Source organism: Flavobacterium sp. KMS (assembly GCF_000813005.1).
In the GTDB taxonomy this organism is placed as follows: Bacteria; Bacteroidota; Bacteroidia; order Flavobacteriales; family Flavobacteriaceae; genus Flavobacterium.
This window is the reverse complement of sequence record NZ_JSYP01000019.1, coordinates 83,495-98,717: the sequence shown is the minus strand read 5'-3', so window position 1 is coordinate 98,717 and position 15,223 is coordinate 83,495. Positions and strand designations below refer to the sequence as shown.

General features: G+C 30.2%; 10 protein-coding genes. 8 read left to right on the top strand and 2 right to left on the bottom strand.

Annotated features, from left to right (window positions below):
* Positions 1–15: 15 nt before the first annotated feature.
* Positions 16–2,007 (bottom strand): conjugal transfer protein MobC, encoded by a 1,992-nt coding sequence (gene mobC / locus OA93_RS17990; RefSeq protein ID WP_039115170.1) that lies wholly within the window; start codon positions 2,005–2,007, stop codon positions 16–18.
* A gap of 797 nt (positions 2,008–2,804) precedes the next feature.
* On the opposite strand from mobC, the gene OA93_RS17985 reads away from it, so the two are divergent.
* From OA93_RS17985 to OA93_RS17950, 8 genes are all read left to right on the top strand, one after another.
* Positions 2,805–3,830 (top strand): alpha/beta hydrolase, encoded by a 1,026-nt coding sequence (locus tag OA93_RS17985; RefSeq protein WP_039115021.1) that lies wholly within the window; start codon positions 2,805–2,807, stop codon positions 3,828–3,830.
* 13 nt (positions 3,831–3,843) lie between these two features.
* On the top strand, positions 3,844–6,024 hold the full coding sequence (locus tag OA93_RS17980) for a lantibiotic dehydratase family protein (protein ID WP_039115020.1): 2,181 nt from the start codon (positions 3,844–3,846) through the stop codon (positions 6,022–6,024).
* 15 nt (positions 6,025–6,039) lie between these two features.
* On the top strand, positions 6,040–6,918 hold the full coding sequence (locus OA93_RS17975) for a thiopeptide-type bacteriocin biosynthesis protein (RefSeq protein ID WP_039115019.1): 879 nt from the start codon (positions 6,040–6,042) through the stop codon (positions 6,916–6,918).
* A gap of 54 nt (positions 6,919–6,972) precedes the next feature.
* Positions 6,973–7,161 carry a class I lanthipeptide gene (locus OA93_RS17970; RefSeq protein ID WP_039115017.1) on the top strand — a complete coding sequence of 63 codons (189 nt, stop codon included), beginning with the start codon at positions 6,973–6,975 and terminating at the stop codon, positions 7,159–7,161.
* Between the two features lie 72 nt (positions 7,162–7,233).
* Positions 7,234–8,430 (top strand): lanthionine synthetase LanC family protein, encoded by a 1,197-nt coding sequence (locus OA93_RS17965; RefSeq protein ID WP_039115016.1) that lies wholly within the window; start codon positions 7,234–7,236, stop codon positions 8,428–8,430.
* Positions 8,431–8,481: 51 nt separating this feature from the next.
* Positions 8,482–10,089 (top strand): vitamin K epoxide reductase family protein, encoded by a 1,608-nt coding sequence (locus OA93_RS17960; RefSeq protein ID WP_082001834.1) that lies wholly within the window; start codon positions 8,482–8,484, stop codon positions 10,087–10,089.
* A 40-nt stretch (positions 10,090–10,129) separates the two neighbouring features.
* Positions 10,130–12,322 carry a peptidase domain-containing ABC transporter gene (locus OA93_RS17955; protein ID WP_039115014.1) on the top strand — a complete coding sequence of 731 codons (2,193 nt, stop codon included), beginning with the start codon at positions 10,130–10,132 and terminating at the stop codon, positions 12,320–12,322.
* 3 nt (positions 12,323–12,325) lie between these two features.
* Positions 12,326–13,621 carry an HlyD family efflux transporter periplasmic adaptor subunit gene (locus OA93_RS17950; protein WP_039115013.1) on the top strand — a complete coding sequence of 432 codons (1,296 nt, stop codon included), beginning with the start codon at positions 12,326–12,328 and terminating at the stop codon, positions 13,619–13,621.
* 351 nt (positions 13,622–13,972) lie between these two features.
* On the opposite strand, the gene OA93_RS17945 is transcribed toward OA93_RS17950, so the two are convergent.
* Positions 13,973–15,070 (bottom strand): hypothetical protein, encoded by a 1,098-nt coding sequence (locus OA93_RS17945; RefSeq protein WP_039115012.1) that lies wholly within the window; start codon positions 15,068–15,070, stop codon positions 13,973–13,975.
* Between the last annotated feature and the right edge of the window lie 153 nt (positions 15,071–15,223).

Here is a 15,223-nt window from a genome sequence, read left to right as displayed (position 1 = left end):
TTCAAGTTTGCTCAATTATTTCTTGTTTTTCTTTATAACCAGATGAACGAGTTTTGGGTCATGGAACAATCGATCCATTTCAGAGTGAATTATATCCTCTATGTCTTGTTTTATTTGTAAGTAATTGCGTTTGACCATAGTGCTATCGATTTTGCGAATAATGGGAATATCTTGATAACCATCCTCTTCTTTTTTGAGTGCCTGGTGATCGTTTATAATCTCAGAATGGAATATTTTTAACTTGATTTTACAATCTGGATCATCGGCTACCATTCCCACAAATTCACCTGAACTTAAAGATGAAATTTTAGAGACAGGGATAGCTGATTCCAATTGTTTGGAACGGCTAATCGATGTATCACCGCTATTGATGGAGAGGCTTTCTCTATCCTGCATAATCTTTCCGAAACGTTCGGATAATTGTTTGGCAGTATCCCCAGTAACCTGTCCGCTGACGATGTTTCCTGTAATATTCATAATCACATCTGCCTGTTCTCGCCCATAGTCCTTGCGCAATTGACTAAAGTCCTGAATGCCCAAACAAGTTGCTACTTTATTGCTTCTGGCAGTAGCGATTAAACTATCCATATTGTTGAGGTAGATTGTAGGGAATTCATCAAATATCAGACTACTTTTCTGTTTTCCTTTTTGATTGACAAGCTTCACCAATCGGTTTACATATAGTGATAATACTGCTCCGTAAATCTGTATTTTTTGCGGGTTGTTTCCCATGCAGACAATCTTAGGTTCATCGGGATTATTGATGTCCAAAGTGAAATCATTACCTGATAAAACATAGTATAATTGAGGAGAAGAGAGTTTAGCCATTGCTATTTTCGCTGAAGCAATCTGACCTTCGAGTTGCTCCATAACATCATTTTGGTAAGCATTAACAAAAGGATTAATGAGTACTTCAATTTCTTTTTCAGTTCTAAGCAAGGTAAAGAGGCTATCATAATCTACCTGCATGAGTTCTATCACATGGGGAAGTGTACAGAATTCACCGTCCTTGTATTGTCGCAAATACCATATTATGGCTGAGAGAAAATTAATAGGGGACTCTACAAAAAAGTCTCCCTGACGCTTGATCCATTCCCTGTTTAATCCTAGTAAGATAGTACGTGCAGATTCGGAAGCATCGGTGATGTCATGCATAGCAGAAGGTTCCAATGGATTACATCTATTGGAACGAGTCAGATCATCAAAATTAATAACATAAAATTGAGGTGATTTTGGATAAAGGTGTCTGTATGTAAGCCAGGCATTATAGGCTATTCGGGTAAGGTCATCAAATTTGAAATCATAGACAAACATGGTGAACTTTTTACAGATGTGCTGAGTCAGTACATGACGTATAATAAAATAGGATTTTCCAGAACCAGGAGTACCAGCAACTACCAATCCGCGAAAAGGATTGATGATGTTTATCCAACTGTTCCTGAGCTTATCCTTTAAATGGTATCGAGCTGGCAGGTTGATAGAATATTCATTTTCTAAGCGTCTTTCTTCTTGTGGAAAGGTCTCATTTTCGGTATTAAAAATATCCTTATCATTGAGTCTGTTTTTTATAATACGCGATAATAGTGTACCTCCCGAAAGCATCAGCAGAAAACCGCTGGAGGCAATGGTAATATAGGTTATTGCCGCTAGGGCTATTTCTATTTTCAGGTATAAGGAAAGATGACTTATAAAGTAAATTAGGGCACCGGTAATTATATAAATAAAAGCGGTTTTGTAATTTAGTTTTTCATTTTTTCGCCCTTTAGCACCAACTAAAGAAATTATCAGAAAACAAAGCGCAAAGAGTTTGGATTTGTAAAAATTACTGAACAATCCAGTATTATGAATATTGCTCATAATGGTATCACTGAATCCACTAACGAGGTGCCACTGACGAAAAGCTCCATAACAGTAATAATAAAAATGAATGCCTAAAATCGTAATACTGATTAGTCTTGTCATGTCCAAGATTTTTCTCAGTGCCTGTTCGTTTTCTCCCGTTTGCATTGCCATAATTTTTGGTGTGTTATTTGTCTAACTTAGAGAAGCAGACTACAAATCCAAATCTCTTTGAATTGTAATACTGAAGCAGTATAAAACTAGAAACAGGGTTCGAGTTCTGTTGGAGACTTTCTTTTCATTTATTTTGTCATTTCCAGATCTACACCTCTTTCTTTAAGTAGAAAAGGAATGGTGATGAGGTATTTTACAAAGGTACTATGTATTTAGATTATTATGATGGTCATAATATGTCCATCATAATAGGTATTATTTGTATTTCAGCAAAATATTATATTGAATATTGAAATTAAAATCTTATACGCACAGAGAAATGTCTTTTATGCACTGATTCCTAACAAGGCAATGGCTATATCTCTTGTTGTGTTTAGTATCAATGGTTTACTTAGTTTTATAATATATACAAAAAGGGAAACAAGGTCTGATAGTGTTCCCATCAATCTTTATCTTGTTTGATAGTAGCTATTGTATCATTTTTGTGAAGAGTTAAATTTTATGCTTGGTGCGATAGAATTTTTATTTAAGATTATACAATTTAGGATAATATTTTATTATTTGATGATAATATAATATTTCTAAGATCTTATGAAATATTCTTTTTTTGCTTAAAAATTAATATGAATAATCACATATTTAAAAGCACTTCAAATATGCCTTAGATAATCAAAGTTTGAAGTAGATATTGCAAAATAGATTTATTTCATCATTTTACTGTCTTTAAAAAAGTACTCATATTCTCAGTTTATTTTGAAACCTATATTAATGACTAAAACGCGGATTATTTCATGAAAATACAAACTTTAATGGTATTAATATTTCTTTACACATCGGGATATTCACAAGATATTTTTGAGTACGAGAAAAAAATAGCAGATATAGAAAAATACGATTCTACTGAAATTGAGATTCAACAGACAGACGAAAAAATAAAACTTTATGGAACTTTAATTTGTCCTAAAACAGCGTTTAATAAGGTAGTAGTTATCATACCTGGTTCAGGTAAAGATACTAGAAACAGTCATTATGTTTTAGCAGAGGAATTGTTAAAGAATAATATTGCTGTTTTTAGATATGACGAAAGAGGGGTTGGAAAATCTGAGGGTAAATATAATACAGTTTCTTATTGTATATCAGATAAGATAAATGATGTTTTTTTTGCAATGAATTGTATCAGAGAGATATCATCTTTAAAGGATAAAAAAATTGGTGTAATTGCGCATAGTGAAGGAGGTTTAGCAAGTATTGGGGCAATAGAAAAAGGAATGGATGTTGATTTTTTAATCCAATGGGCAACTCCTGTTGAGAAGCATGGTGCCTTTTTAAAATATCAATTGCAAATGGGAACGAATTTACAAGAGAAGAATCTTCAATTTTCTGATTTGGAAACAAAACTCAAGGTCATGGGTTTAATCCATGAAATCGTTAGGGAATATAAAAGTGACACTAATGAATTATTAAGAGAAAAAATCAAGATTTCATTAAGTGAAAAGGGGTATAAGAAAAAACAATTTGAGTGGTATATTTCTTTTCCTGCATCCCTGGATCTGTTAAAAAAGGATTACGAAGAAACTTATAAAAATCTTAAGATAGCTACATTTTATATAATTGGGAGTAACGATAAATCAGTTGATCCAATATCCAATATAAATCTTTTGAAAAGTTTTAACAATCAAAATATTGAAATAAAACTTTTTAATAATCTTAATCACTATTTGACTCAAGAGGAGATAAAAGGAATGAACTTTCATTTATATGAAATAGATAGTTTAGCTCTAGATCAAATCATAATTTGGATTAAAAAGGTTCAGTAATATAGTTATTGTAATGAAAAAACAAATAATCTACAGTCCTTTTAATGAGTTTATATTGAGAACTCCATTATTGACGATGAATGAAGTTGAAACTTTATCAGTTGAAACTTTAAAAGAGTTATTGCAAATTCCATTTATATCTGAAGCTATTTACATCGCATCGCATGAACTTCATAGCGAAATGATAAAATATCTTAATGGAGGCAAAATGGAGAATCCTAAAAGAATTGAAAATGCATTGCTAAAATACATTTCAAGGATGGGATACAGATGTACTCCCTTTGGATTATTTAGTGGCTGTTCTATTGGTTCAATTGGATTGACTAATAAAATAGAGGTCAATGAATATGTCTCTCATGTTAAAAAATCAAGGATAGATATGAATTATTTATGTTCTCTTATTCAGAATATAGAACTTGATTTGGAAATTAGAGAGAATCTCACTTATTATCCAAATACAAGCTTATACAAAATAGGTGCCGAATTAAGATATGTGGAATATACGTATATAAATTCTGAAAGAAAACATTTTACAATCTCAATAGATAATTCAGAGTACATAGATAGAATCATAGCGATAGCTAAAAATGGAGCTACAATTACTTCTCTGGCTCAATCAATTGTCGAAGATGACATCACACTAGAAGTTGGATTAGATTTTATTCATCAATTAATTGATAACCAGGTTTTGGTAAGTTCATTAAATCCAAGTGTTACAGGAATTGATTTTTTTGAAAAGATCACAGCTAATTTTTTCAATCACGCAGATGATGATTGGAGTGAGTGGGCAAAAAAGACTAGAGGTATTTTATTGCAAATCGACAATGGAGGCAACTCATCATTTCTTGATTTATACAAAGAGCTGAATAAGTTATTATTATTAAAAAACAAAAATGCAAATGAAAAATATTTAATACAAAAAGATTTATTGATAAGCTGTAAAGAAAATTCAATTCACCAAAGTATATTAAATTCTGTAAATGAGGGGCTTAAGGTTATTAATAAGCTGACTGATTTTCAAAGAAATGAAAATTTAGAGAATTTTAAAATGGCTTTTCATTCGAGATATGAAACTGAAGAAATCCCACTTAGTATAGCACTTGACACCGAAACAGGGATTGGATATGGAAATAGCATTAATAACAGTGGTGTTGTATCCCCTTTAATAGATGATTTATTTATTAATTATAGTAATCAATTACAAAGTGCAGAATATAAATGGAGTGTAATTGATGAAATTGTTTTTAATAAATATATCAGAGCGATTGAAGACAAAAAGATGCTTATTGAAATAACAGACGAAGATTTAAAAGATTTGAAAGAAGACTGGAGTGACTTACCAAGTACAATATCGGTAATGACTAGCATTTTTTCTATCGAAAATCCAGAAATGCCTTTAGTTTATTTGGATTTTGCCAGTGGTTCTTCTGCTTCAAGATTATTGGGAAGGTTCAGTTACTTAAGTGATACTTTCAAAGGGTATGTAGATAATATAATGGATTCTGAAAATAGAATAAATGAGAATATTGTTTTGGCTGAAATTGTTCATTTACCAGAATCAAGAACAGGAAATATAATTCACAGGTCTTCTGTAAGGGATTATGAAATACCATATTTAGCAAGTAGTACTTTGGATATAGAAAATCAAATATCGGTAAATGATCTATATGTATCAGTGAGGAATAGTAAGGTTATTTTGAAATCAAAGAAATTAAACAAGGAGGTGAAACCAATGCTGTCAAATGCTCATAATTATTCACATAATTCCTTACCTATTTATAATTTTTTGTGTGATATGCAAACACAGGATCAAAGAAAGGCAATTAATTTTAAATGGAGTACAACGATTAAAGATAAAGATTTTCTCCCAAGAGTTGTCTATAAGAATATTATTATCTCATTAGGGGAATGGAAAATACGAAAAGCAGACCTTACTAAAATGAGAACCATCGATTCAGTTAAAGATTACTTCAGATTAAAAAAAATACCAAATAAAGTACTATTAGCAGATGGTGATAACGAATTATTAATCAATTTGGAAAACGACTTATATATTGAAATGTTCATTTCGATAATTAAAAGAAGGGATTCAATAGTTTTAAAAGAATTTCTATTTGACACTAATAACTCTGCTGTTAAAAGAAATAACTATTCGTTTACGAATGAGCTAATTTTTTCCTTTTACAAAAACTAATAAGCGTGCAATATTTTGAAAAATAATATCACAAGAAATTTCATTTTAGGCAGTGAATGGATGTACTACAAGTTTTATTTAGGGGATAAGACCAGTGATACATTTTTGATAAACATCTTAAAACCTTTAATAGAGATTTTCATAGATCGAAATTACATTGACAAATGGTTCTTTATTCGTTATGCTGATCCTGAGCCCCATTTACGCGTGCGCTTTCACATTAAAAACACAAGATATATTACAGAAATTAATGAACTATTATATCATGAATTAAAGTTTCATATGGATACTAAAGCGATTCATAAAGTTCAAATTGACACTTATAAAAGAGAACTTGAACGGTATGGAACTTATACCATCGAAGAATCAGAATCACTTTTTTATTTGAACAGTGATTTTAGTTTGAAGCTTATTGAATATACTGAGGATACTAAAGAGAAATGGCTTCTGGGAATGAAATATATTGATGTCTTTTTAAATGATTGTGGATTTAATTTATCTGAAAAGAGAAGGTTATTTGAATCTCTAAAAAATGGTTTTTCATTAGAATTTGGAGCAAATAAATATACGAATAAACAATTAAATGAAAAGTATAGAGAATCTAGGGCTTTGATAATTTCAACTCTTGAAAATAGCGATGACTACTTTGACATAATTATGGCTCAACATACAGAATTAAGTAGAGATTTTATAAAAAGTATTGTCGATAAAGGAAATTCTGTTGATTCATCATTTAGTTTTAATAATACAATTGATAGTTTTATTCATATGCATTGCAATCGACTTTTTCAAACTAAACAAAGAATACATGAGTGGATTTTATACGATTTCTTGTTTAGGTATTATGATGGAAAATTAGCTAGGAATAAGTTTGATATAAACAAAAAAGCATAGGAGTAAGCCGAAAATCCTGACTTAGAGTAGGCAATTATTTTAATACATTTTATAATGAAAAAATTAAATTTAAACAAGAAAACTATTTCTGCGTTAAACCAAGCAGAAATGAAAAAAATTAATGGTGGTGGACCAGAGGGATTCTGTCTTGCAAGTTGTGCAAGAGGTTCTGCTAGAGGTAAAGATTGTTGCGATTCAGGAAGAATTGACATATCAGCAGGAACTGTTGGAGGTAACTGCTAATTTGTAGTTTTCGTTTAATATACAAATGGTTGTTAATGTAAAAGTTAACAACCATTTATACAAAGGAATAAAATGAAAAACATCGAGATTATTCTTTCCCAAATTGAAGAAGTGCTTTATAATAAAGCTGTAAAAATGCAAAATCCTGTCATTGAACAAGACTTGGGAGCTCTCTTGTTTTTTGCAACTTATTACAACTATTCTGGAGAAAATATTTATAAACAAAAATCACTTATATTATTAGATAAACTCTTCGAGGTTTTTTCTGATTTCGAATTGCCTACTGGTCTTTTGGAAGGTTTTGATGGAATTGGCTGGGTAATACATTATTTGAAAAAATGCAATATCATTGAAAGTGAAGAGCTTATTGACGATTTAGATTCTTACTTAATTCAGTCTATAAGATTAAATATTACCAATAATAATTATGATTTACTTTATGGAAGTATTGGAAAAATACAATATTTAATAAACTCAGATAGATGTAAAGAACTATTTGTAGTAGAGTTAGTAAATGGAATAGTTGAAAAACTATATGAGACAAAAGTTGAGATTAATGGCTTAATTTACTGGCATGAATTAGATAGTGAAAAAGTAAATCTAGGACTGGCTCATGGATTGCCAAGTATACTACTTTTTTTACTTCGCCTCAAAGAATTGGGGTATCAAAATCCCCTAATTATAAAAATGATTAATGGAATTTTAAGAAGCTTCAAAAAATTTAAGAATAAAGTGCCAAACATGTCATCTTATGGTGTATGCTATCCAATATCCAAAAAATTAAATTCGCATTCTAGATTAGCATGGTGTTACGGTGATTTAGGTATTGCATATGCTTTGATGTATACAAGTAAAGTGCTAAAAAGCAAAAAAGTCGAAGAGGAATCAAAGGAAATGATTAATCTAATTTTAAATAGAGGAATTAGCGATTCAGGATTAGTTCATTTTAATGACTATTCTTTTTTTGATACTGGCTTTTGTCATGGTATCTCAGGTATTTCTTATTTTCTCTACAAGTTTAATGAATTACTTCCGAGCCAGAGTATTGAAGATAGTTTAGTCTATTGGGAAATGGAATTACTAAAAAATATTGATACACAATTAAGCATTAACACTCCAATTTATTACCCTAAATTTCGTCAGGATTTAGATAAAACCTATACAATTGATAAGGAAAATCTTTTAAATGGAATCTGCGGTGTTGGATTAGTATTACTATCCTTAAAATATAAAAGAGCAGACTGGAGCGATATATTCTTGTTATATTAATACAGATGGAAATAAACTCATATAAAAGGATTAAAACAATTGGATAGTAATATGAATAATGAGATTAGCAACTTTTTGTATTTGACTAAGACCTATTTAGAGAATGCTAACATCTATATTGATGAAGATTATTTAGAGATAAATCTTTTGAGTAATTCTAATTTTCCTGGGATTGTTTCAATTATTCAAATTTTAGATTTGCTAAAAATTAGAAGCTCAATTTATGAGATTGAAAAAAATAAAATAGGACTAGACGAATTACCCGATACTTTTCTAACTATGGTTGTGGATTTGCAAAACAAAAATACATTGGTTATAGCAAAGAATAAATCAGATAGTATTGAAATTAGGTTCAGCAAAAGCGTAAGTAGAACTGTCAGTTATCAAGAGTTTTTTGATCATTGGTGCTCTTTGGTTATTTTGATTGATGATAAAGAATCTTACCTGCCATTTCTTTATAATAAGGTCGTTTTTAGTTTTAAAGCATTCATGTATTATTCATTTTTTATTTTTTTGGTTTATTTTTTCATAAAACTTAATCCTTCATTATATTGTTTTTATCATTTTATCCTCAGCCTTTTTGGTTTATTTATAAGTTATCTTATTTATTCAAGTGAAGTAGGATATAAATTTCACATCATAAATAAAATTTGTACACCATTTAAAAAAAGTAATTGCGAGGAAGTTGTAAATTCTAAAGGAGGAGTAATTTTTAAAAAAATTAAACTAAGTGATCTTAGTTTAGTCTACTTTTTCTCTTTGGCAATAACTACATGTATGATGAAATATTTCGATATTAACAGTAGTGGGCTGCTAACTATATTAAATATTTTAACAATACCTCTAATTTTTTATTCCTTGTTTTATCAATTAAGGGTGCTTAAAAAATGGTGTCCTTTATGCATGATAATTATTACAATATTATTAATTCAAATAGTTATAACGAATGGGGATGTATCAAATAGAGCATTACAATTTAATATTGAATCTATTTATACATTTCTAGTTATGTCTTTATTTTCATGCATCGGTTTTAACTATTACAAAAAACAAGTTTATTTAAGACAAGAGTTAAAAGACATCAAAATTAAGCACAATAAATTTAAACAAAATTTTAGTTTATTTCATTCGGCGTTAAGCAGTAGTAAAGTTTTAACCTTATTTGATTCTGAAATTGAAGAGATAGTCGTTGGTAACAAAGATTCTAAATTAAATATTACAATAGTAATAAATCCTTTATGTGATGAATGTGGAAAAACACATCTTATTTTAAATGAAATTATTCAAAAACATTACGATGAAATCACTTTAACAATACGGTTCTACCTTTTTTATGATGATGTAAATGATGTTGAATTCTTAATCTCTAATTATCTTCTCAACATTTACAAATTAAAAGGGGAGAACGTTTTTCTAGAAAAAATGAATGGTATGTTTGAATGTAATGATAAAGATAAATGGATTTCAGAAGAAACCAAAGATACCCTATTAGAGAAATCGGAAGGTTTTATAATTGAAAAAGAATGGTGTAATCAAAATGAAATTAATTTCACGCCTGCCATAGTCATTAACAATCATTTATTCCCGTCAGATTTATATGAAATCGCAGATTTGGATTTCTTTATTGAAGATTTAATTGATTTAAATCAAACGCAGTGATATTAATAATTCTCAAAACCGTACTCAAAAAAAATAATAAATGACTGATTTTCCGTTTTACAAGCAAGTTGATATAAAAGATTGTGGGCCAACTTGTTTAAAAATAATTTCTAAGTTCTGCGGAAAAAATATAGATATACAATTACTAAGGGATAAAGCTGAAACTACTCGAGTTGGGAGCAATTTATTAAAATTAAGCGATGCTGCCGAAAATATTGGCTTTAGAACTTTAGGAGTAAAACTTTCCATTATATCAATGCAAGAAATTAGTTTGCCTTGTATTCTGCATTGGAATAAAAATCACTATGTTGTGCTTTATAAAATTAAGAGAGGGGTTTATTATATTTCTGATCCAGCCTTTGGATTGATAGAATATAACCAGAAAGATTTTATTAAGTTTTGGATAGGTAATAATGCTGATGATTCTACTCAGGAAGGGATTGCATTATTATTAGAAGCCACTCCGAGATTCTTTCAATCAGAATTTGATAAAGAAGATAAAAAGGGTTTAGGATTTGGACTATTATCGCAATATGTCTTGCGATATAAATCATTCCTAATCCAGTTAAGTATAAGTTTATTAGCTAGTAGTTTATTACAGCTAATTTTTCCATTTCTTACCCAGAGTATTGTCGATGTAGGGATACAAAATCAAAACATTCATTTTATTTATTTAATTCTGTTTGCGCAATTATTTCTTTTTGCAGGAAGAACGGGATTAGAACTTATCAGGAGTTGGATATTATTGCATTTATCTACCAGGATAAATATTTCTTTAATTTCAGATTTCTTTATCAAATTAATGAATTTGCCAATTTCGTTTTTTGATGTCCGAATGACGGGAGATATTATGCAGCGTATAAACGACCATCGTCGTATAGAAAGAATTCTTACCACATCATCATTAAATGTATTGTTTTCAGTCATTAATATGATAATTATGGGAGGTGTTCTGGCATATTATAATCTTCAGATATTCTTAGTGTTTTTTGCGGGAAGTATATTGTATTTCGGATGGATAACTTTATTCTTAAAACGAAGAGAAGAACTCGATTATAAGCGATTTTCAGAAGTTAGTCAGGAGCAAAGCAAGGTTATGGAGCTCATAAACGGAATGCAGGAAATAAAACTGCATAATGCCGAGAAGCAAAAAAGATGGGGATGGGAGTATGTTCAGGCAAGATTATTTAGAGTTTCTATAAAAGGACTAGTCTTAGAACAGACCCAAACAATAGGTTCGTCTGTGATTAATGAATTAAAGAATATTTTTATAATTTTCCTTTCGGCAAAACTAGTAATCGATGGTCAGATTACTCTTGGGATGATGCTTGCAATAAGTTCTATCGTTGGGAGTTTAAATGGTCCGATTACACAGCTTATAGAGTTTGTGCGCGAAGTGCAAGATGCAAAAATATCGTTGGCAAGATTATCAGAAATTCATGATAAGGAAGATGAGGTGCAGCAAGAAGTACATCAAACCCAAGATATTCCACAAGACAGTGACATAATCATCAAAGATTTATCGTATCGCTATTTAGGATCAGACATTCCTGTTTTAGATGACTTAAATTTAGTGATTCCTGCCCATAAAGTAACTGCAATTGTAGGCGTTAGTGGAAGCGGAAAAACTACTTTAATGAAGTTATTACTAAAATTCTACGAACCAAATAATGGCGAAATTAATATAGGGAATACACAACTCAAAAATATTTCGCAAAAAGCATGGCGTAACAACATTGGAGCAGTTATGCAGGAAGGATTTATTTTTAGTGATACAATTGCTAATAATATAGCAATTGGAGTCGATAAAATAGATAAAGAACGATTGGTATATGCTGCCGATGTGGCCAACATAAAAGAGTATATCACTAGTTTGCCTCTTGGTTATAATACCAAGATAGGATCAGAAGGAGTTGGAATGAGTACAGGACAAAAACAACGATTATTAATTGCGAGGGCAGTATATAAAAACCCCGAAATGTTATTCTTTGATGAAGCAACTTCAGCATTAGACGCTAATAATGAAAAATCAATTATGGGGAAACTGGATATCTTCTTCAAGGATAAAACGGTTGTAGTAATTGCGCACCGATTGAGTACAGTTATGAATGCAGATCAGATTGTTGTTTTAGATAAAGGAAAGATTATCGAAATAGGAAGTCACTCAGCATTAGTAGAACAAAAAGGAAATTATTTTGAATTGGTTCGTAATCAATTGCAATTAGGAAATTAAAACATGGCAGAAGACAATACAAAATTTGAATTAAGAAGCGAAGAAGTTCAGGATATCCTTACAAGAGTGCCACATTGGATGATACGATGGGGGACAGTTTTAATCTTTGCAATAATATGCATGCTGTTTTTTGTTTCCTGGTTTCTTAAATATCCAGATGTCGTTGGTACAGAAATAAGTATTACAACTTCTATTCCTCCTGAGAAATTAGTAGCCAAAACTACTGGTAGAATCGAAGCAATTTTAGTAAAAGATAAAGCGAAAGTGTCCAAAAATACGCCACTTGCAATTATCGAAAATTCAGCTAATTATAAAGATGTTTTTGTTTTAAAAAATACAGTAGACAATTTTAATATAAACGACAGGAATAAAGAATTTCCATTTGCTTCCCTAAACAATATGCAGTTTGGAGAGATGGAAAATGCTTACGGAGTATTTCAAAAAGATTATGCAGCTTGGAAACTTAATGCAAGTTTGCAGCCTTTTCAGGTTGAAAATAATGCTCAAAAATCAGAGCATACCCAGATTGAAGAGCGATTGGCTATTTTGCAGCAGCAAAAAAGTATTAATGAAAGCGAATTACAACTCCAAAAAAATGATGTTAATCGTTTCGAGGCCTTGTATGCAAAAGGCGTTATTTCGACTCAGGATTTGGAAAATAAAAAGTTGAGTTACCTTCAGGCAGATAAAAATTATAAAGGCTTACTTTCTTCAATATCGCAGTTAAAATCGTCTCTTATAGAAAACTCCAGATCAAGTCAGGGTACTAAAATAAGCGGAACGAAAGAGGAAGTGAATTTAGAACGGAACTTAATGCAATCTTTTTATCAGTTAAAAAAAGGAATCAAAGATTGGGAATTAGCTTATACATTAAGATCATCAATTCCTGGTGTTGTTACTTTTTTGCAAGTTTGGACAGAAAATCAGACTATTACTTCAGGAGAGAATGTTTTTTCTATTATTCCGGATACTGAAAAAGGATATATTGGCAAAGCCAAAGCAAAGGCTCAGAATTCAGGGAAAATTAAATTAGGACAAAAAGTTAATATCAGATTATTTAATTTTCCAGACAGAGAGTTTGGTGTAATCAGAGGTAAGGTCGAAAATATTTCACTTATTCCAGATAAAGATGGGAATCTATTGTTGGATGTATCGCTTCCTCAGGGATTAGAAACATCGTATAATAAGAAAATCCCTTTTCAACAAGAAATGAAAGGTAGTGCCGAAATTGTTACCGAAGATTTACGATTACTCGAAAGAATCTTGTATCAGTTTAAGAGCTTGTTTAGACAGAACTAGGTTAGAGTCCTGTTCCCGCTAGGAAGATATAAGTTCAACAAGATTCCAATTAGTAGCGGGAAGCATTCAAATATCTAACCGATTTGTGTATGATTTTAATGAAATTTTATCTGCATAAATAGTAATAAAAACATTCCCTATTTTCGCTTCTAAAATGTTAAACTATGATATAAAAATGATGTCATTTTATTACTCTTTAATTAAGTTTGTTAAGACCACATCTTATAATGCTTTAAAATTTAAATTTTTAAAAATGAGAGAAATAATATTAGGAAGTGATTAGTTAGTTATAAAAAATTAAAATTTTTGACACGAGTATTCCGCTCGCAGTAGCGGGAGAACTATTTCATATTATTCTTTTTCTCCTATTATATCATTAATTACATCAGGTAGGGAATTTATTAATTCTGTATAACGTTCTAGAATAATATTTACGTTTTTAGTCATATAAACAACTTCCATTTTGATACCTGCAATATCATTTAAACAAGTAGTAATACTTTTGGCGAGTAGAAGAGTTTTTTCTTCAAATCGATAATGTGCTAAGTGTCTGATGCTAGGTATGAAAAATTCATCTCTCAACTTAAATGGATTGTATCCACCATCTTCTATATGAGGTGCAATTTGAGCAGTATATAAAAAACTTAATAGTGCTGTTCTTTCATCTTCGAAAATATTTACACCCTCTTTTTCATAATTCAAATTATACATTCCGTATTCTCTGAGAAACTCTTGTAGATGATTATTGAAGGACTGAACGTGTCCTGATGTACCAGTCGTATATGACTTGAATTTTTCGCTAATAAGATTGTGTTGATGCTCCATTATTGCAATGTGACCGTGAGTATAATTAGATATGCTCACTACTTTTTTATATGCTTTTTCTTTTTCTTCTTGACTATCGAAAATTCGTTTGTGTAATGGCTTAGCATTTTTAATTTCAATAAATTTTATAAATTCATTTTTGTCTAATGATTTGAATACATCGCCATTTAAATTAGTCATTGCTTTTATTTCAGGAATAACAAATTCAATACAACTCAGGCTATCTCTAAATGCAATTAAATCAGTCATTTGTTGACTTAATGGGACTTCTGTACTTCTTAGTTCAACAACCCATCTTTCACCATTTCTGATAGTTGCATTTCTTTTACTGATCAAGTCAATTAATCGATTTATACCTATACCGAGAAACAAAGTAAGTATAGGTAGAGCATATTTTGCCCAATCTGTACCAGTAACTTCTTGCTTAACAAGTATAATATTGGTATCCTTTTTGGAATCAACCGGAACAACAGTTGGTTTAGTTTTTACAGTTGCTTTGATTGTATCTTTTTTGATAGGAACAGTGACAAATTTTGTAATTGTAGTATTTTGCTTAGTAACATCTTTTTGTTGAGCACAACAAATTGTTGAACATGCCAATGTAATTAGTAGATATTTCTTCATAAAAATTCTGTTTAATACAATAATACAATATTTTAAAATATCATTTTCAGATGTTTAAATCAATATATTATTTTATATAAGTGCTATTATTAAAAAATCAAAGTTTGATACTTGACTAATTTAGAATTGAAAGTATAAAGAATATTGATAATG